General features: G+C 71.6%; 14 protein-coding genes. 10 read left to right on the top strand and 4 right to left on the bottom strand.

Annotated elements, in window-relative coordinates; translation table 11 throughout:
* Position 1: 1 nt before the first annotated feature.
* Complete coding sequence (gene alaS, locus RT054_RS11420; protein ID WP_313023666.1) at positions 2-2,704, bottom strand: alanine--tRNA ligase; 2,703 nt, start codon at positions 2,702-2,704, stop codon at positions 2-4.
* Positions 2,705-3,360: 656 nt separating this feature from the next.
* Here alaS and RT054_RS11415 point away from each other — a divergent pair.
* From RT054_RS11415 to RT054_RS11390, 6 genes are all read left to right on the top strand, one after another.
* Positions 3,361-5,031, top strand: coding sequence for an ABC transporter substrate-binding protein (locus RT054_RS11415; protein WP_312720435.1), 1,671 nt, complete (start codon positions 3,361-3,363; stop codon positions 5,029-5,031).
* Positions 5,032-5,186: 155 nt separating this feature from the next.
* On the top strand, positions 5,187-6,116 hold the full coding sequence (locus RT054_RS11410; RefSeq protein ID WP_312720433.1) for an ABC transporter permease: 930 nt from the start codon (positions 5,187-5,189) through the stop codon (positions 6,114-6,116).
* A complete protein-coding gene (locus RT054_RS11405; protein WP_312720432.1) occupies positions 6,109-7,065 on the top strand; it encodes an ABC transporter permease in 957 nt (318 codons plus the stop codon). The genes RT054_RS11410 and RT054_RS11405 overlap by 8 nt, the downstream gene beginning before the upstream one ends.
* A gap of 13 nt (positions 7,066-7,078) precedes the next feature.
* Entirely contained in the window at positions 7,079-8,122 is a 1,044-nt protein-coding gene (locus RT054_RS11400) for an ABC transporter ATP-binding protein (protein ID WP_312720430.1), read from the top strand.
* Positions 8,115-9,293, top strand: a complete 1,179-nt coding sequence (locus RT054_RS11395; protein ID WP_313023665.1) for a dipeptide ABC transporter ATP-binding protein — start codon at positions 8,115-8,117, stop codon at positions 9,291-9,293. The genes RT054_RS11400 and RT054_RS11395 overlap by 8 nt, the downstream gene beginning before the upstream one ends.
* 182 nt (positions 9,294-9,475) lie before the next feature.
* Positions 9,476-12,823 carry a S41 family peptidase gene (locus RT054_RS11390; RefSeq protein WP_312722730.1) on the top strand — a complete coding sequence of 1,116 codons (3,348 nt, stop codon included), beginning with the start codon at positions 9,476-9,478 and terminating at the stop codon, positions 12,821-12,823.
* 72 nt (positions 12,824-12,895) lie between these two features.
* Here RT054_RS11390 and RT054_RS11385 read toward each other — a convergent pair whose 3' ends face one another.
* Complete coding sequence (locus RT054_RS11385) at positions 12,896-14,287, bottom strand: replication-associated recombination protein A (protein ID WP_313023664.1); 1,392 nt, start codon at positions 14,285-14,287, stop codon at positions 12,896-12,898.
* A gap of 253 nt (positions 14,288-14,540) precedes the next feature.
* Here RT054_RS11385 and RT054_RS11380 point away from each other — a divergent pair, with 253 nt between their 5' ends.
* From RT054_RS11380 to lepB, 3 genes are all read left to right on the top strand, one after another.
* Complete coding sequence (locus RT054_RS11380) at positions 14,541-16,010, top strand: O-antigen ligase family protein (RefSeq protein WP_312720912.1); 1,470 nt, start codon at positions 14,541-14,543, stop codon at positions 16,008-16,010.
* A 93-nt stretch (positions 16,011-16,103) separates the two neighbouring features.
* Positions 16,104-16,946, top strand: coding sequence for a GNAT family N-acetyltransferase (locus tag RT054_RS11375; protein WP_312720911.1), 843 nt, complete (start codon positions 16,104-16,106; stop codon positions 16,944-16,946).
* A gap of 196 nt (positions 16,947-17,142) precedes the next feature.
* Positions 17,143-17,904 (top strand): signal peptidase I, encoded by a 762-nt coding sequence (gene lepB, locus RT054_RS11370; RefSeq protein WP_312720910.1) that lies wholly within the window; start codon positions 17,143-17,145, stop codon positions 17,902-17,904.
* Between the two features lie 24 nt (positions 17,905-17,928).
* Here the strand turns inward: lepB and RT054_RS11365 are convergent, their stop codons facing one another.
* On the bottom strand, positions 17,929-18,615 hold the full coding sequence (locus RT054_RS11365; RefSeq protein ID WP_312720909.1) for an HAD-IA family hydrolase: 687 nt from the start codon (positions 18,613-18,615) through the stop codon (positions 17,929-17,931).
* Positions 18,616-18,852: 237 nt separating this feature from the next.
* On the opposite strand from RT054_RS11365, the gene RT054_RS11360 reads away from it, so the two are divergent.
* A complete protein-coding gene (locus RT054_RS11360) occupies positions 18,853-19,392 on the top strand; it encodes a hypothetical protein (RefSeq protein WP_312720908.1) in 540 nt (179 codons plus the stop codon).
* Between the two features lie 77 nt (positions 19,393-19,469).
* On the opposite strand, the gene RT054_RS11355 is transcribed toward RT054_RS11360, so the two are convergent.
* Positions 19,470-19,775 (bottom strand): hypothetical protein, encoded by a 306-nt coding sequence (locus tag RT054_RS11355; RefSeq protein ID WP_312720907.1) that lies wholly within the window; start codon positions 19,773-19,775, stop codon positions 19,470-19,472.
* Positions 19,776-19,824: the final 49 nt, after the last annotated feature.

Below are 19,824 nucleotides of genomic sequence, written 5' to 3'. Positions count from 1 at the left end.
ATCATGCCCCGAGGCGGGTGATCGCGGACCTGATCTCGCCCAGCGCGTCGCCGATCCGCGTCGCGTCCGTGCCGCCGCCCTGGGCCAGGTCGTCCTTCCCGCCGCCGCCACCGCCGAGGACTCCGGCGGCGACCTTGACGAGGGCACCGGCCTTGATCCCCTTCTCCCGGGCGGCCGCGTTCGTCGCGACGACGACGACCGGGCGGCCCTTCGCGACCGAGGCGAGGGCGACGACCGCAGGCCGCTCCTCTCCGAGGCGAGAGCGCAGATCCAGCACGAGGCTGCGCAGATCGTCGCCGGAGACCGCGGCCTCGACGTGGTGGGTGAGCAGGAGGACCCCGCCGACGTCGCCCGCCGTCTCGGCGAGCTGCGCGGCCTGCCCGAGCACCTGCTGCCGGCGGATGGCGTCGATCTCACGCTCGGCGTCCTTGAGGCGCGTGAGCATCGTCGAGATGCGGTCGGCGAGTTCCTCGGGGCGGGCCTTGACGATGTCGGTGAGCTGGGAGAGCACGGCGCTCTCGCGGGCGAGGTGACCGTAGGCGTCGGCGCCGACGAGCGCCTCCACGCGTCGCACGCCCGAACCGATGGAGGACTCCCCGAGCAGCTTGACGACGCCGAGCTGACCGACGGTGAGCGCGTGGGTACCGCCGCAGAACTCCTTGCTCCACGAGCCGTCGCCGATCGAGACGACCCGGACCTCGTCGCCGTACTTCTCACCGAACATCGCGAGGGCGCCGGACTCGAGGGCGGTCTTCTTGTCCATGACCTGCGCGCTCACGGGCTGGTCGGTGAGGACGACCTCGTTGATGCGGGCCTCGATCTCGGAGAACAGGGCCGGCGAGACGGGCTGCCCCCAGCTGAAGTCGAACCGCAGGCGGCCGGGCGCGTTCTCGGAGCCGGCCTGCGTGGCGGTGCTCGACAGGGCGTCTCGCAGCGACTGGTGGAGGATGTGCGTCGCCGTGTGGGCGCGGGAGACCGACCGCCGACGGTCGGCGTCGACGCGGCTCACGGCGTGGTCGCCGAGGCCGAGCTCCCCGTCCTCGACGACACCGCGGTGGACGATGAGGCCGGTGATGGGCTTCTGGACGTCGGTGACGCGCACCCGTGCCCCGTCGAGCTCGATGACGCCCTGGTCGGCGAGCTGACCACCGCTCTCCGCGTAGAAGGGGGTGCGGTCCAGGACGAGTTCGACCTCGTCACCCGCGCGCGCCCGTCCCCCGGTCGCCCCGCCGACGAGCAGACCGGCGACGCGGCCCTCGCCGCCGACCCCCTCGTAGCCGAGGAAGTCGACGGGTGCGGAGAGGGAGTCGGCGATCTCGCGGTAGAGATGGGTGTCGACGTGACCGCTCTTCTTGGCCTTCGCGTCGACCTTCGCGCGGGTGCGCTGCTCGGTCATGAGGCGGCGGAAGCCCTCCTCGTCGACCGAGAGGCCCTGCTCGGCCGCCATCTCGAGGGTGAGGTCGATGGGGAAGCCGTAGGTGTCGTGCAGGCGGAAGGCCTCCTCGCCGCCGAGCGTCGTGCCGCCCGCGGCCTTGGTGCGCTCCACCGCGGTGTCGAGGATCGTCGTGCCGGAGGTGAGGGTGCGTCGGAACGCCTCCTCCTCGGCGTAGGCGACGTCGCTGATGCGGCCCCAGTCGCGCTGCAACTCGGGGTAGGACTGCCTCATGCGCTCGAGGCTCACGGGGAGCAGCTCGGGCAGCACGGGGTCGGCGACCCCGAGCAGACGCATCGAGCGGACCGCACGGCGCAGCATGCGGCGCAGGACGTACCCGCGGCCCTCGTTGCCGGGGGTCACGCCGTCGCCGATGAGCATGAGCGAACTGCGGACGTGGTCGGCGACGACCCGCAGGCGTACGTCGTCGGGGTGGGAGTCCTGCGCGGTCTGCCCACCGGTGGCGCCGTAGCGCTTGCCCGACATCTCGGCGGCCTTGTCGAGGACGGGGTACACCTCGTCGATCTCGTACATGTTGTCGACGCCCTGCAGGATCGAGGCGAGACGCTCCAGTCCGAGACCGGTGTCGATGTTCTGCCGGGGCAGGTCACCGAGGATCGGGAAGTCGTCCTTGCCCTGCCCGGCGCCCCGTTCGTACTGCATGAACACGAGGTTCCAGATCTCCATGAACCGGTCCTCGTCGACCGCCGGGCCGCCGTCGGGGCCGTACTCCGAGCCGCGGTCGACGTAGATCTCCGAGCAGGGGCCGCACGGGCCCGGCACGCCCATCGACCAGAAGTTGTCGGCCATGCCCCGCTTGACGATCCGCTCGCGCGGGATGCCCGTCAGCTGCACCCAGAGGTCCGCCGCCTCGTCGTCGTTCTCGAAGACGGTGACCCACAGCTTCTCGGGCTCCAGGCCGTAACCGCCCGCACCCTGGGAGGTGGTGAGCAGTTCCCACGCGTATTCGATGGCCCCGGCCTTGAAGTAGTCGCCGAAGGAGAAGTTGCCGTTCATCTGGAAGAACGTGCCGTGGCGGGAGGTCTTGCCGACCTCCTCGATGTCCTGGGTGCGCACGCACTTCTGCACACTCGTGGCCCGGTCCCACGGCGGGGTCTCCTGGCCGAGGAAGTAGGGCTTGAACGGCACCATGCCGGCGTTGACGAACAACAGGTTGGGGTCGTCGTAGAGCAGGGAGGCGCTGGGGACCACGGCGTGCCCCTTGCTCTCGAAGAAACGGAGCCAGCGGCGCCTGATCTCGGCGGTTTCCATGTGTCGTCCTTCTCGTCTCGGCTCTCACCCGACGTCGCCGTCGGTGAGTCTCGACCAAGGGTAAGACGCGCCGCCCACGATCCTTCCGCGCGACCCCGCACGCCGGCGACCGCCGCCCCCCTCCACGGGTCTCGCACGCCGTTCCCGGGGTCCCACCGTTCACGACTCCCCCAGATCGTCCGAGAACTCCCACCCCCCTCCCAGACTCCTCACCCCCTCCCTTCAAGGACGCAGGCGAGGATGCGGCGACGTGGTCGTCATGACGGCCCCTCCCCCGCCGTCTCGCCTGCCACGCTGCGCGGCCCCGGTCGGCCCTTCCGCCCCCGGCCCGCCCGGGTCGGGGTGTCCGGGACGAACGCGAGTGCGAACGTGCCGCGCGACGCCGTGGTCCCGCACCCGCGAGAGCAGGAGTTCGGCGGATCGCGTGAGCGTCCCGTGTCGGAAGGCCGCCGAAGGATCGAACGTGGGGTCACGATTAGGTCACGACGCCGACATTCCCGGAGACTACACCCCGCGACACGTGCAGTGGCTCTAACTTGAGGCAACGCCGTCAGGCGTGGACGCCGTCCATCAGCCCCGAGCCCCGGGCGTCGTCACCCCCGCATCGAACCACCCGTACGGGTCACCCACCCGAACGGAGCAGGAGGTCACAACCCATGCATTCCAAGACTCGCGCGGCCCTCGTGGCCTCTCTCTCGGCGACGGCCCTTCTCGCGGCCTGTGGCGGCGGGGGCGGCGGAGACCAGCAGGCAGGCGGCGGCGCCACGGGCGGCGGCGCTTCCGGCGGCGAGATCACCGCCCGTGGTTGCCAGCCTCAGAACCCCCTCGTCGGTGGCGACACGGGCGAATCCTGCGGCCACGACATCGTGGAACTCTTCACCTCCACCCTCTTCAAGTACGACCCCGAGACGGGCGAGCCCCACCCCGACCTCGCGGAGTCCGTCGAGACCACCGACAACCAGAAGTTCACCGTCAAGATCAAGGGCGACCGCAAGTTCTCCGACGGCACCCCCGTCACCGCCAAGAGCTTCGTCGACGCCTGGAACTACACGGCGTACAGCCCCAACGGCCAGTACCTCGCCTACTTCATGAGCCCGATCAAGGGCTACGCCGACGTCACCTCCGAGGACCCCGACGGCGAGGACGGCCCGAAGAAGGCCCCCGAGCCCAAGGCCAAGACCATGTCCGGCCTCAAGGTCGTCGACGACACCACCTTCACCATCGAGACGAGCGAGCCGGTCTCGAACCTGCCCGTGCGCCTCGGCTACACGGCGTTCGCGCCGCAGCCCGAGGCCTTCTTCAAGGACCCCGAGGCCTTCGGCAAGAAGCCGATCGGCGCGGGCCCCTACCAGGTCGAGACCTACGAGCAGGGCCGCCAGGCCGTCCTCGTCAAGAACCCCAACTACAACGGCGAGTTCGGCGGCCACGTCGACAAGATCACGTTCCGGATCTACCAGGACTCTGAGGCCGCCTACAACGACCTGCTGGCCGGCAACCTCGACGTCACGGACGAGATCCCGAGCAGCGCGCTCGTCGGCAAGAAGTACCAGAGCGACCTGCCCGACCGTTGGGCCCAGTCTCCCTACCCGGCCATCCAGACGGTCACGTTCGCCCCCGACAAGGTGTCCCCCGACTACGCGAACCCCAAGCTGCGCCAGGCCATCTCCATGGCCATCAACCGGCAGAAGGTCATCGACGACCAGTTCGACGGCGCGCGTCAGCCGGCCGACGGCTGGGCCGCTCCCGGCGTCGAGGGCTTCAAGGCCGGTGCGTGTGGCGAGTTCTGCACCTACAACCCGGAGAAGGCCAAGCAGCTGCTCCAGGAGGCCGGCGGCTTCAAGGGCGGCAAGCTCACGATCTCCTACAACGCCGACTCCGCCCACAAGGACTGGGTCACGGCCACCTGCAACTCGATCCGCGGTGCGCTCGGTGTCGACTGTGTCGCCACCCCGGTCACCGACTTCGCCACGTTCCGCGACCAGATCGGTGCGGGCAAGATGAAGGGCATGTTCCGCTCCGGCTGGATCGCGGACTACCCGCACATCGAGAACTTCCTCACCCCGGTCTTCGGCAAGGGTGGCGCGAGCAACGACAACAAGTACGACAACCCCGAGTTCGAGAAGAAGCTCACCGAGGCGGGCAAGGCTCAGGGTGAGGCCTCCCTCGCCGCCTACCAGGAGGCCGAGCAGCTCCTCGCCGCAGACATGCCGGCGATCCCGATGTGGTACTACACGGCCCAGATCGGGTGGTCGGAGAAGGTCGAGAACGTCAAGGTCAACAAGTCCTCCGGACGCCCCGACCTCCTTCAGGTCACCGCCAAGCAGTGATGTGACGAGTCCGAATCCGCCCGCCGTGGGGTCCGTGTCGACGGACCCCACGGCGGGCGGACGGGCGTCCACCCGGTGTCGGCTCCTCGTCGTCGCCGGCACATCACCGCACCACCCCGCGCCCCACGAGGGCAGCCCTCGACCATGGAGGTGTCATGGGCCAGTACGTCGTCCGACGCGTTCTCCAGATGATCCCGGTGATCCTGGGGACGACGTTCATCATCTACGCGATGGTCTTCGCCCTACCGGGTGACCCGTCCGCCGGCAAGTGCGGCGACCGCGCGTGTCCACCTGCCGTCGTGGCGCAGATCCGCGAGCAGTACAACCTCGACGACCCCCTACCGGTCGCCTACGTCAAGTACCTCGGCAAGCTCGCCAAGGGTGATCTCGGTGAGAACACCTACGGCGTGCCGGTCATGAAGGACCTGTCCCAGCGTTACCAGATCACCGCGAAACTCGCCCTCATGGCGATCGTCATCGAGGCGGTGATCGGCATCGCGGCCGGTGTCCTCGCGGCGATCAAGAAGGGATCGTTCCTCGACTCCCTGATCCTCGTGAGCACTCTCGTCGTGATCTCGGTGCCCGTCTTCGTCCTCGGTGTGCTCGGGCAGTACTACCTCGGCGTCAAGCTCGGGTGGTTCCCCGTCACCGTGACGAGCAAGAACCCGTCCATGTACCAGCTGGCCCTGCCCGCGGTCGTCCTCGCGGCCCTCTCCATGGCCTACGTGACGCGGTTGACCCGCACCAACCTCGCCGAGAACCTCCGCGCCGACTACGTGCGCACGGCCAAGGCGAAGGGCCTCACCCAGCGCCGCGCCATCGGCCTGCACGCCCTGCGCAACTCGATGATCCCGGTCATCACGTTCATGGGGTACGACTTCGGCGCCCTGCTCGGTGGCGCCATCGTCACCGAGCGCATCTTCAACATCCAGGGCGTCGGCGGGTACATCTTCCAGAGCATCAACCACCGCGACGGGTTCGCCGTCGTGGGCGCCGTGACCGCCCTCGTCATCGTGTACCTCATCGTCAACCTCATCGTCGACCTGCTGTACGGCGTTCTCGACCCCAGGATCAGCCATGACTGACAGCAATACGGCTGCCGACACCCGACCCGGCGACGCCTCGGCCGAGGCCCTCAAACCGGCGGCTGCCACGGCTCCCGCCGACACGGGCCCGGCACGCTCCCTCACCTCGGACGCCTGGCGTCAGCTCCGTCGCAAGCCGGCGTTCTGGTTCGCGACCGTCCTCATCCTCCTTTTCGTCCTCATGGCCATCGCGCCCGGGTTGTTCACGCAGACCGACCCGCGACAGACGTTCGACGTCCGCCTCAAGCCGAGCGGTGAGCATTGGTTCGGCACCGACGGGCAGGGGTACGACATCTACTCGCGCACCATCGAGGGAGCCCGCGCCTCGATCCTCGTCGGCATCTTCACGACGATCGCGACGACGATCCTCGGTGGGGCCATCGGCATCCTCGCGGCCTATCGGGGCGGCTGGGTCGACGCTCTCGTCTCCCGGATCACCGACGTGTTCTTCGCAATCCCGATGCTGCTCGGTGGGATCCTCTTCATGAGCGCGTTCCCCAACGACCAGTCCACGCCGTACCTCGTCGTCGTGCTCAAGGTCGTCGCGGCCCTCACCCTCCTCGGGTGGCCCAGCCTCGCGCGCCTCATGCGCGGCGCGGTCCTGCAGGTCCTGCCGAACGACTACATCCAGGCGGCCCGTGCCCTCGGCGCCAGTCCCTGGCGCATCGTCATGAAGCACATCCTCCCGAACAGCCTGGCCCCGATCCTCGTCGTCGCGACGATCAACCTCGGCGTGTACATCGTCGCCGAGGCGACCCTGAGCTTCCTCGGCATCGGCCTCGTGCCGCCGGCCGTGAGCTGGGGCGTCGCGATCAACGAAGGGTTGAAGTTCCTCCGGACCTTCCCGCACATCCCGCTGTTCCCGAGCCTGTTCCTCAGCCTCTGCGTCCTCGCGTTCATCATGCTCGGCGACGCCGCGCGCGATGCGTTCGATCCCAAGTCCCGGTGAGCAAGGAATCCCGATGACGACCACGAAACCCACCTCGTCGACGCGCACCGAGACGGGCTACCGCCCCGGTCCCGACGGGCTCCTGCTCGAGGTGGACGACCTCCACGTCGAGTTCCACACCGAGGAGGGAGTCGCCCACGCGATCAACGGCGTGAACTTCGACCTGCGGGCCGGGGAGACCCTCGCCATCCTCGGCGAGTCCGGCTCCGGCAAGTCCGTGACCGCGCAGGCGATCATGGGCATCCTCGACATGCCTCCGGCGCGTATCCCCAAGGGGGAGATCCGCTATTGCGGGCAGAACCTCCTCACGATGCCGGAGGACCAGCGTCGCCGCACGCGCGGCCCGGAGATCTCGATGATCTTCCAGGACGCGCTCAGCTCGCTCAACCCCGTGTTCCCGGTGGGCTGGCAGATCGCGGAGATGTTCCGCAAGCACCGCGGCACGAACAAGTCCGACGCCCAGGCCAACGCCATCCGCCTCATGGAGCGCGTGCAGATCCCCGGCGCCAAGGACCGGGTGAAGGCGTATCCGCACCAGTTCTCGGGCGGCATGCGGCAGCGCATCATGATCGCGATGGCCATCGCGCTCGACCCGGCGGTGCTCATCGCCGACGAGCCCACCACGGCGCTCGACGTCACCGTGCAGGCGCAGATCATGAACCTCCTAGCCGAGCTCCAGGAGGAGCGGCAGATGGGGCTCATCCTCATCACCCACGACCTCGGCGTCGTCGCCGACGTCGCGGACCGCATCGCGGTCATGTACGCCGGTCGCATCATGGAACGGGCCGACGTGTACGAGCTCTACGCCAAGCCGGCGCACCCGTACACCCTCGGTCTGCTCGAGTCGATCCCCCGTCTGGACCAGAAGGGTCAGGAGCTCGCGGCCATCGGCGGCCTCCCGCCGAACCTCCTGCGGTTGCCGCAGGGCTGCGAGTTCCACCCCCGTTGCCGGTTCGCGCAGGACGTCTGCCGCGCCGACCGTCCCGAGCTGCGCGAGGTCGCCCCCGGGCGGCTCTCCGCCTGCCACTTCGCCCAGGAGGTGCTCCACCGTGGCTGACCCCATCCTCGTCGCGAAGGACCTGGTCAAGCACTACCCCATCAAGGGCGGCGTCCTGCGCCGCACCGTCGGCCACGTCAAGGCCGTCGACGGGGTGAGCTTCGAACTCGGCAAGGGCGAGACCCTCGGGATCGTCGGTGAGTCCGGGTGCGGCAAGTCGACGCTCGGACGCCTCCTCATGCGTCTGGAGGAGCCGACGTCGGGCAGCGTCGACTTCGACGGCATCGACATGTACGCCAAGTCGGGCGCGGAGATGCGGCGGATCCGCCGTGACATCCAGATCGTGTTCCAGGACCCGTACACCTCGCTCAACCCGCGCAAGACCGTCGGCGACATCATCGGCGAGCCGTTCGACATCCACCCCGACGTCGTCCCGAGGAAGGGCCGCCGCAAGGCGGTGCAGGACCTCCTCGACATGGTCGGGCTCAACCCCGAGCACATCAACCGTTACCCCCACCAGTTCTCGGGCGGTCAGCGGCAGCGCATCGGGATCGCCCGCGGCATCGCGCTCAAGCCCAAGGTGCTCGTGTGCGACGAACCGGTCTCCGCGCTCGACGTTTCGGTCCAGGCCCAGGTCGTCAACCTCATGGAGAAGCTGCAGGACGAGCTCGGCCTCAGTTACCTCTTCATCGCCCACGACCTCTCCGTCGTGCGTCACATCTCCGACCGCGTCGGCGTGATGTACCTCGGCAAGATGGTCGAACTCGGCACCGAGGACGAGATCTACGAGCGGCCGACCGACCCGTACACCCAAGCCCTGCTCTCCGCGGTGCCCGTGCCGGATCCGACACTGCGCGGCACCCGCGAGCAGATCGTCCTCACCGGCGACGTGCCCTCTCCCGCCAACCCGCCCTCGGGTTGCCGGTTCCACACGCGGTGCTGGAAGGCCCAGGAGAAGTGCCGGGTCGAGGAGCCGCAGCTCATCGACCGGCCCGACGGGGCGCAGGGTCACCGCAGCGCCTGCCACTTCCCCGAGGTCCTCAAGGTCGTCGAGACCGTCGACGTCTCCGACGAGCCGCCGACCTCGACCCTCGAGCGCATCGAGGCCGCGACCGCCGATCGTGGCGGTGAGACGACCACCGCGCGCGACCCGCTCGAGTCACCGCGGCAGACCCCGGGGAACTCCGGCACGGGCTCGACCGCCGTGGGCCGGGGGCCCGACTCCCCCTGAGTTTCGCCACCGCGACCTCCGCACTCGACCGAGGGCCGTCCCGCCTCCCGCAGGACGGCCCTCGGTCTTGTCGCCCCCCCTCTCCGGACATGTCCGCATCCCCCATCCCCGTGGGGGGCGAGGCCGGCGCCGGATGCGGAAATTCCGGGGCCGTCGTCGGTGGGCTCGGGTAGACATGGGTCATGACCTGTGGCTACCTGCGCTATCCGCATCTGCACGGCGACGACCTCGTGATGGTCGCCGACGACGATCTCTGGCTCGCCCCGGTCGCGGGCGGCCTGGCCTCCCGCCTCACGGCGGACCGGCAGCCGTGCGCCCACCCGTTCTTCTCCCCCGACGGCACCCGCATCGCCTACGCGAGCGTCCGCGACGGCGATTGGGAGGTCTTCGTCCTCGACCGCGAGGCGGGAACGCTCGAGCGCCTCACGTGGTGGGGTCGGTCCTCGACGCGGGTGCGTGGCTGGGTCGACGCGACCCATGTCCTCGTCGCCTCCGACCACGGCGAGCCGTTCTCCCAACGCCGACGGTTGTTCTCCGTGGGCCTCGACGGCGCCGTGACGCGGCTCCCCTACGGACACGCCTTGTCCCTCGCCGTCGCGGACGACGGCACCGAGGCGGTCACCTCCCCCAACAACCGCGACGCGGCGATGTGGAAGCGCTATCGGGGCGGCACGGCTCCGATGATGTGGCTGCGCCCGGGCCCCGACGCCGACTGGACCCGCGTCCTGCCCACGGAGGAGGCCGGACTCTGGTCGCCGGTGTTCGTCGGCGATCGTCTCGTGTTCACCGGGGACCTCGGGGCCTCCTTCCCCGACCACGCCGACGAGCAGGCGCAGGTCTGGTCGGTCGACGCGGCGGGTGGTGACCTGCGGCAACACACCGAGCATGGCGTGGCCGACGGGTACGTCCGCGACACGACGACCGACGGCAGGCGCCTCACCTACCACGCGCGCGGACACGTCTACGTCATGGATTCGCTCGATGAGCCTCCGCGCCGGGTGGACATCGACCTCGGCCCATCGGCGCGGCCCCGTCGCACGATCACCGCCGGCGACCGCCTCCACGCACTGCGCCCGGACGAGTCCGCGAGGGGCTCGGTCGCCGAGTGGTACGGCCAGGCATGGTGGCTCACCCACCGCGGCGGCCCGGCGCGCCACCTCCTCGGTGACGACGCGACCCGCATCCGGGAGGCCCAGGTCGCCCGCGGCCGGGTCGTCGCCGCCACCGACGAGGACGGCGAGGACGCCCTCGTCGTCGTCGGGGTCCACGGCGAGTACGGCGAGACCGGCACCGGTCCGCGCCGCCTCGCGTCGGGGCGCCTCGGGCGGGTGCTCCACCTCGCGCTCACGCCCGATGGCCGTACGGCGGCCGTGGCGTCCCACGACGGCGTCGTGCGTCTCGTCGACGTCGGCGAGGTCGGCGACGGCCACGTTCGTGACGTCGGCCGTTGTGAACACGGAGAGCCCGAGGGCCTCACCTTCTCCCCCGACGGCCGCTACCTCGTGTGGGCCCAGCCGGTCACGACGGAAGGGCAACGCCGCCTCATGATCGTCGACACCGCGAACCTCGACACCGCCGGCGGTGGCGAACGCGGTGAGGGCGACGACTGGGCCGAGGACCTCCCCGCGCGAGTGCTCACGTCCGGCCGGTTCGACGACAGCTCACCGGCGTTCACCCTCGACGGCCGACACCTCGCGTTCCTCTCCGCGCGCACCCTCGACCCGCAGTACTCCGCCTTCGGGTTCGACCTCGCCTTCGCCGACGCGACCCGTCCGTGGCTGGTGCCGCTCGCCGCCGACGCACCCGCTCCCTTCGGGCCCGCCGCCGACGGTCGTCCGATCGACGACGAGGAGTCGGGCAGGGGGGACAAGAAGAGCTCGTCCGCCACGAGCGGGAGCGATGGCCGCACCGGGAGTGGCGACACGCCCGGTGCGGACGCCGAGGACGAGGCGGGAGCCCGCTGCCCCGACGTCGACGTCGAGGGCTTCGAGGACCGCGTGGTCGCGTTCCCGGTCGCCTCGGGCACCCTCTCCTGCCTCACCGCGGCGAAGGACGGTGTCCTGTGGATCCGGCATGCCGGTCGCGGCGAACTGGGCGCGAGGAACGACGGCGTCGAGGACACCCCGGACGACCAGCTCGAACGGTACGACCTGCGCGCCCGCACCCTCACCACGCTCAGCGAGGTCGACTCGTTCGAGGTGAGCGGCGACGGGACCGCCGTCGTCGTGCGGCACGACGACAAGGTCGTCGTCGGCCCGGCGACCGAGAAGGTCGACTCGGACAGCGAGCGGATCGTCCCGGTCGACCTGGGGCGGCTGCGGCGCGAGATCGACCTGCGCACCTCGTGGCGGGCGATGTTCGAGGACAACGGCCGCCTCATGCGCGAGCACTACTGGCGTGCCGACATGAACGGCGTCGACTGGGACGCCGTCCTCGATCGCTACCGCGACACCCTCGACCGGATCGCCACGCACGATGACCTCGTCGACGTGCTCTGGGAGACCGTCGGAGAACTCGACACCTCCCACGCCTACGTCATGCCGGCCGCGGGCGACGAGGAGGACGCCGTCGCCCATCTCGGCGTCGACGTCGGCCGCGACGAGGACGGGGTCGTCGTCATCGAGGCGATCCTGCCCGGAGAGTCCTCCGACCCCACGGCGCGGTCCCCGCTACGGGCCGCAGGGGTGGATGCGCGGGTGGGCGACCGCCTCCTCGCCATCGATGGACGCCCCACCGCGGGAACCTCCCTCGGCCGTCTGCTCACCGGACGTGCCGGAAGCCCCACCGAACTCACCCTCGAGCGGGACGGGGTGCGCCGACGAGTCGCGGTCGTCCCCCTCGCCGACGAGGAGGCCCTGCGCTACCAGGCCTGGGTCGCGAGCCGTCGCGCGTACGTCGCCGAGAGGTCCGGCGGGCGGCTGGGGTACGTCCACGTGCCCGACATGATGTCGAAGGGGTGGGCGCAGTTTCACCGGGGTCTCGACGAGGCGACCTCCAAGGACGGCCTCGTCGCCGACATGCGGTACAACCGCGGCGGCCACACCTCCGAGCTCGTCGTCGAACGGCTCATGCGCCGGGTGATCGGGTGGGGCACGATGCGCCACGGCCGTAACGCGAGCTACCCCACCCAGGGGCCGCGCGGGCCGGTCGCGTTCCTCGCCAACCGGTGGTCGGGCTCCGACGGCGACATCGTCAACGCCGCCGCGCGGATCCACGGCATCGGACCGGTCATCGGCGAGCGCACCTGGGGCGGGGTCGTCGGCATCGACGGCCGCTTCGACCTCGTCGACGGCACCGGGGTCACCCAGCCGCGGTACGCCCTCTGGTTCGAGAAGTTCGGGTGGGGCGTGGAGAACCACGGTGTCGATCCCGACATCGAGATCGTCTTCTCCCCCACCGACGCCGAGAACGAACTCACGGCCGACCCACAGCTCGACCGTGCCATCGCCGACCTGCTGGCCCGGGTCGAGGAGCACCCGCCGGCAGTCGCGCCGGCGCTGCCCGACCCGCGCCGCCCCCGCCGAGGCTGACGCGTCGTCCGACGTGGCCGTCGAGCCGCCGCCGGGCGTGGGACCCCTCGGTCCTGCGCCCGGCGGCGCGCGTCATCCGCGGAGTCGGGTACGCAGCCACGCCCATCGGTCGACGAGACGGGCCTCGAAGCCGCGATCCCTGGGGTGGTAGTAGTCGGCCCCCGCGAGGGAGTCCGGAAGGTACTGCTGGGTGGCGACGGAGTCGGGTTCGTCGTGCGCGTAGACGTACCCACCGTGAGCCTGGCCCGAGGCCCTGGCCGCGCGAGTGTGCCCCGAGCCACGCAGCGGTACCGGGACCGGGCCGGAGCCGCCCACGCGCACGTCGGCGATCGCCGCGTCGACCGCCCGATAGACCGCGTTCGACTTGGGGGCGAGGCAGTTGTGGACGACGGCCTGGGCGAGGATGATCCGTGCCTCGGGCATGCCGATCTGGGCGACGGCGTGCATCGCGGCCACGGCCGTCTGGAGTGCGGTGGGGTCGGCCATCGCGATCTCCTCGCTTGCGGAGATGACGATGCGCCGCGCGATGAACCGCGGGTCCTCCCCCGCCTCGAGCATGCGGGCGAGGTAGTGCAGGGCGGCGTCGACGTCGGACCCACGCATCGACTTGATGAACGCGCTCGCGACGTCGTAGTGCTCGCCACCGGCCCGGTCGTACCTCACGGCCGCGTGCGCCAGCGCCTGCTCGACGTGCACGAGGGTGATCGGCGCGGGATCGGACGCCTCCGGATATCCACGGCCGCCGGGCAGGTCGTCGAGCGCGACACCCGCCGCGGCCTCGAGCTCGGTGAGGGCACGACGGGCGTCCCCACCCGCGAGCCGCACGAGGTGATCCCGGGCGTCGTCGGCGAGGGTGAACGCGCCGGCGAGACCCCGGTCGTCGGCGAGCGCGGCGTCGACGACCTCGCCGATCTCCTCGTCGGTGAGGGAGGTGAGCGCGACGAGCACCGACCGCGACAACAGCGGCGCGACGATCGAGAACGTCGGGTTCTCCGTCGTCGCCGCGACGAGGATGACCTGACGGTTCTCCACGCCGGGCAGCAGGGCGTCCTGCTGAGCCTTGCTGAACCGGTGGATCTCGTCGAGGAACAGGACGGTCGCGCGGCCGTAGAGGTCCCGGTCGCGGGCTGCGGACTCCATCACCGCCCGCACGTCCTTGACCCCGGCGGTGACGGCCGACAGTTCGACGAAGCTGCGACCCTCGGCCGCGGCGACGAGGTGGGCGAGCGTCGTCTTGCCGGTGCCCGGGGGACCCCAGAGGATCGCCGACATCGGTCCGACGTGCCCCGAGCCCTGGCCGCCCTCCACGAGACGGCGCAACGGGCTGCCGGGCCGCAGGACGTCCGCCTGACCCCGGACCTCCCCCAGCGTGCGCGGACGCATCCGCACGGCCAGCGGGGGCCGCACCTCCCCGGCGGCAGGTGTGTCCTCGCGCCCGACGGCGAACAGATCGTCACTCACCACACCCACGCTAGTCGGCGGGGCCGACAGGGCTTCCGGCCGCGCCCGCGACCGCGGCACGCACACGGGCGTGCCCCGACGTCGGGACGCCACGGGCACGGGGCGAGGGGGGCCAATGAGCGGGCCGACTCCGGGTGGTCGGTGTGTCGTCGACCTCGTCCCCAATCACGTTGTCTCCCAGCATTGCCCCATGTGACCTGCAGAAACGTCCCGCCGGACCTGCCGTGACGGCATGTTTCGTGCTTAGACTGCGCGCGTGCAGAGACGTCGGGGGGAGGGCTCGCCGCAGGCGCGGGCCGGGCTGTTCGCGACCGCATTCGTCCTCGCCGTGGCGGCGGGGGACCTCACGCTGTACCCACTGATCCAGGTGCGGGCGGGCACGCTCCTGCCGCTGGTCGTCGCGGTCTCGGCCCTCTGGTCGGCCCGGAACGCGCGGTGGCGGGCGCCCGCTCCGCTCGCCCTCCTCATGATGGTGACCGTCGTCGCGGGCTCTGCGGTGATCGCGCTCGTGCGCGCGCCCGACCCGGTCGAGGGCCGCACGGAGGTGCAGGGCCTCGCGGCCGGCCTCGCGATCGCCCTCACGGCCGTGGCGCTCTCGCGCGGGACCTCCCGGGGGCTCGCCGGGCTCCGTCGGGGGTGGGTCCTCGCCCTCGGGTTGGCCGTCGTCGTGGGCGCCGTCGAGCTCGTCACCGGCCGTCACCTGTGGATCCCTCCGGGACTCTCCTGGGCGGAGACGTCGCGCACGATCATCGCCGGGGCGTTCCGCAACCCCAACGACTTCGCCCTCGCGCTCACGGCGATGATCTCCGGAACCCTCGCCTTCGCCGCGAGCCTCCCTCGGTGGACCCTCCGCCACCTCGGGCTCGCCCTCCTCGTGGCGGCGGGAGTCGTGGGCGTGGTGCTCACCGAGAGCCGCTCGGGACTCCTGGCCTGCGCGCTCGTGGCCGCGGTGCACGCCGTGGGGGCCTGGCGTCGTCACCGCCACGTCGACGGCGGCCACTCTCCCCGCCTCGACGCGCGAACGGCGCCCCGCGGCCCGACCCGCACCGCCGCTGCGGCCCGCAGCCCCCGCCTCCTCGTTTCGGTGACGGCCGTCGTGGCCATGGCGGCCGTCGCGGCGACGTTCCTCGTCCCCCCTCTCGCCGCACGCAACCCCGTCGTCGCGATGATGACCGCAGCGGCCCAGCCCGGCACCGCGCGATCCGACCGATTGCGGATCGACCTCATGCGCGCCGCCGTCCGGTACTACGACCGCTCGGACGGCATGGGCACCGGTGCGGCCTCGTTCGAGGTCCTGCTCGCGCGGGACCCCGCACCCGGAGTGGCGTCACGCACCTGGCTGCACAACACGTTCCTCGAACTGCTGCTGCAGTACGGCGCCTTCGCCACGGCGGCCCTGCTCGCCCTGCTCGGTGTCGTCGCGTTCGCCGTCGTCCGTCCGCGCCGTGCAGGACGCCGGGCCGCACTCGTCCGCGTCGAGACCCTCGGTGCCCTCGTCCCGTTCGTCGCTCTCGGTCTCGCCTCGGCCACGGTGCTCACGACCCCGCTGTGGTGGCTGCTGCTCGGGCAACTTGTGGCCGGAGCCTGGTGGCTCGGGACCACCCCTCGGCCGGCCCCCGCGCGTCCCCTCACCGAGCGCCCCGCGTCCGCCCCACCGTCCCGGTGGCACCCCCCGGGCGAGGCGTCGTCACGCCACGCCCACCCGGTGTCCGTGTCCGCGCGCTGATCCCTCGCCGCCGCCCCGCCGGTGCACCGGTCGCCTCGCGCCCGGAGGCGACCCGCCACCCTCGCCGGGGCACGCGTCCGTCATGCTGGCCCGGTGGTCCCGCTCGACACCCCTCCCGACGACACACCCCCGATTCCCGCGACGACCGGCGACGGCCCCGCGATCACCACCGGGGGCGGACCCGGTTCCCTCGCCCGCGACGGCCTCGTCCCCATCTCGACCCGCGACGAACTCACACGGCTGACCGGCCCGGAGGACGCCTTCGCCCGCCTCGACCCCCGCGCCGAGGTCCGGGGGTGGGCCGACGGCCACGCCGTCGCGATCATCCGGACCGCGGGGCGACGTCCGCCCTCGTTGTTCGTCTGGGGCGCGAAGGTCGGACCCCTCCTCGACGCGCTGACCGATCGGCTTCCCACGCTCGGGATCGCGGGGATCTCGGTGCCCCGCGACCACCTCCACGCCCTCACGCGGCGGTTCACCGTCCTGGGTGGGGGTGACTGGGACTGGATGTGGACCACGCGGGTCACCGTCCCCGACCCCGATCTCACGCTCGTCGATCTGGACGACACCCGGGACGCCGCCGAGATCGCCGCGCTCGCCGCGGAGAACCCCCGGTTCGAGGGCTACCCCGGCACGGGCACGAGCGAGTCGTGGATCGGGTGGCGCGACGACGGCGGGCATCTCATCGCCTGCGGGGCGACCCAACGTCTGCCGAGCGGTGTGGCGCATCTCGGCGGGATCCTCGTCGCCTCCCGGTGGCGGGGCCGGGGTCTCGGGACGGCCGTCAGCGCCGCCCTCACCGCCCGGGCGGTCGCCACCGACGGTGTCTGCACACTCGGCATGTACGCCGACAACGACGCCGCCCGTTCCGTCTACAAAAGGCTCGGATACGTCGTGGACAAGGCGTGGGCGAGCCGCACCGTCGACCTCAGATGAGGCGCGAGCTCGCCGAATGGCCCCGTGGGTGACCGCGTCCGTCGTCGTCGGTGGCCGTCGACGACGGCCGCACACGGCGATGCGACGGCCGCCTTCGGCCCCGAGGAGCGCATACTTCTCGGGTGGCCCGCGGGCAGCGGGCGTCTCGCGAAGGCCCCCGGGGCCGCGTGAGGTGGACGACGAGGACGGGGCTTCGATGGGATCGACCGCGCAACGGCCGGGCGCCGGCCCCGCCGAGGACGACGCCGCCGCCCACGGCTCGTTCCTCCACATGGTGTGGTCGTTCATCCGCGAGGTCCTCATCGTCGTCGGCCTCGCTCTCGTCCTCTCCCTCGTGCTCAAGACCTGGGTCGTGCAGAGCTTCTGGATCCCGTCGGGGTCGATGGAGAACACCCTGCGCGTCAACGACCGCGTCGTCGTCAGCCTCTTCACCCCCCGGTTCTCGGACCTGGAGCGCGGGGACATCGTCGTGTTCTCCGACCCGGGTGGCTGGCTCGGGGTCCAGCCACCCGCCGAGGCCCCGCGTACCGGCCTCCCCCACGCGCTCGAGCAGGGCCTCACGTGGGTGGGCATCCTCCCGCAGGATTCCGGCGACCACCTCATCAAGCGCGTCGTCGGTCTGCCCGGTGATCACGTCGCCTGCACCGGGGGCGGCGCGCCGATCACGGTCAACGGCACTCCCGTCGAGGAGCCCTACCTGCACCCCGGCAGCGCCCCGAGCGACACGGCGTTCGACATCCGCGTCCCGGCCGACCGGGTGTGGGTGATGGGCGACCACCGCGACGACTCCGCCGACTCCCGCGAGCACGACCACCCCTCCGACAACGGCACCGACGGGTCGGTGCCCGTCGACGATGTCGTCGGTCGCGCGGTCGCGGTGATGTGGCCGCTGCCCCACCTCACGTGGCTCGGTGACGGCGAGGGCGCCTTCGGTTCGGTTCCCGCGTCCGCGCACTGACGCACGACGCCCCCGGTCACCGCCTCACCCTTCGGCGCGTGCGTCCCCGGGGTCCGGTCGCCGCACGGCTGACAGGCCCGTGACCCCGGCTCGGTGCAGAATCTCGCGGAGGTCGGAGAGTCCCTGGTCGGCGCTCGTGTGAGTGTCGTGGACGTACGCCGTCAGACCCACCGAGCGCGCCGCCTCGACGTTGTCGGGGCGGTCGTCGACGAACACGACCCCCTCCGACCCGTGACCCAGCCTTCCCAGGATCGCCTCGAAGTACGCCGGGTCCGGTTTGGCGACGCCGAGATCGCAGCTGAAGAAGAGCCGGTCGAAGTGCTCGGGGTAGCCGAGCCCCAGCATGATGTCGCGACGGTAGACCTGCTGGTTGGTGGCGAGGTGGCAGTGCACCCCGAGGGCGCGGACGTCGTCGACGAGCGCGAACGCCTCGTCGAAGACCTCGATCATCGACCACGCCGACGCGACGTCCTCGACCTCGGCGTCGGTGGGCTCACGGCCCCACCACGCGCGCAGGAAGGCGGCGATGCACGCGTGCAGCGGGGCCTCGCCCCGCAACGCCGGCTTCTCCGCCTCGAACAACCCGGCGAGAAACCCGCGGAGGTCGTCCCCGGCGTGGGGGCGCCACACCTCGAGCCACCCGGGTTCCGGCCACTGCAGGACGCCGTCGGCGTCGAGGAGCACGGTGTGGACGGGGTGCGGAGCGGTCATGGGTCTCCCTCTCGTGCCGCGGTACCGGGCCCGTGAGGGGCCTCGCGGCGGTCCCCCGCACCGTACCTGCCGACGGGAAGGGTCTCCCCCGACGGGCCGGGTGGCGCCCCCGGGAGCGCGAACGGCCTGGCCCCCGGCCCCCCGCGGCGACGGCGGTCGAGGGAACCCGAACGCCCCACCGCACGTCTACCAGGCATCGACCCGGCGTCCCTCGCCGGCCCGACAAGGAGGTCACCCATGACACGGATCGAGCCCGACCAGGCGGGTCGCCTCGACGAGCGCACCCGTGGGCCGCGGTCACTCGTCGCGGTGCTGCTCCTCGTCGCTTTCGTCGGGAGCAGCACGGTGGCCTGGCCTCTCCTCGCCGGACCGGGGATCGAGGCCGGCACCGACCATGCCGAGCTCCAGGCCCTGCCACCGGTCGTCGACATGACGCCCTACCGGGAGCGCTTCGCCTCGCCCGCCCCCCTGCCCGCCCGACCGGACGGCGCGCCCGGCGCGCCCGACCCGGCCGTCCCCGGCAGGCTGGCCCTGGAGAACGGGTGCGTCGTCGCGTCGACCGAGGCGGGACGTCACGTCGTGCTCTGGCCGGCGGGGACGACCGCGGTCCTCGAGGACGGCCTCGTGACGATCACGGCCGCGGACGGGCGTCGAGTCGCCCGCCTCGGCGACTCCATCCAGGTCAGCTCGGCGCCGCACGCGGCGGGATCCGGCATCGAGGGCGCCGGGCCGTGCCGAGTGAGCCCACGAACACCGGCGGTGGACGCTCAGGTGTGAGCGAGCCTGGCCGAACTCCCCCTGACGCGCGGGCCCCGTCAACCGGGGAGCGGGGCGAGCCACTCGGAGGGGACCGATCAGGGAGTGCCGGCCGGACCGGGTCTGCCGTCGTCGGTGCTCCCGGGGCGGCCCGGGGTGCCGTGCTCGTCACCGACGCCCTGGGTGTCACCACGGCCGCTGCCGGCGCGCGGTCCACCACTCGCACCGGGCCGGTCGAGGTAGTCGTGGGCGGCCCGCTGGGCCTTGTCGATGGTGGAGGCCTGGGAGGGGGCGACCTTGCGGGCCACGCCGGAGGCCCCGTCGGCGACCTTGCGGCCGATGGCACGGCCCTGGTCACTCTCGATGAACTGCCGACCACGGCGGACGATGTCGTTGAGGCGCATGGGCACAGCCAACCGCACAGAGACCTCCCGCGCCACCCGTGCAGGTTCC

Source organism: Mobilicoccus sp., from assembly GCF_032060985.1.
Lineage (GTDB): Bacteria > Actinomycetota > Actinomycetes > Actinomycetales > Dermatophilaceae > Mobilicoccus.
This window is presented reverse-complemented; position numbering and strand designations above follow the sequence as displayed.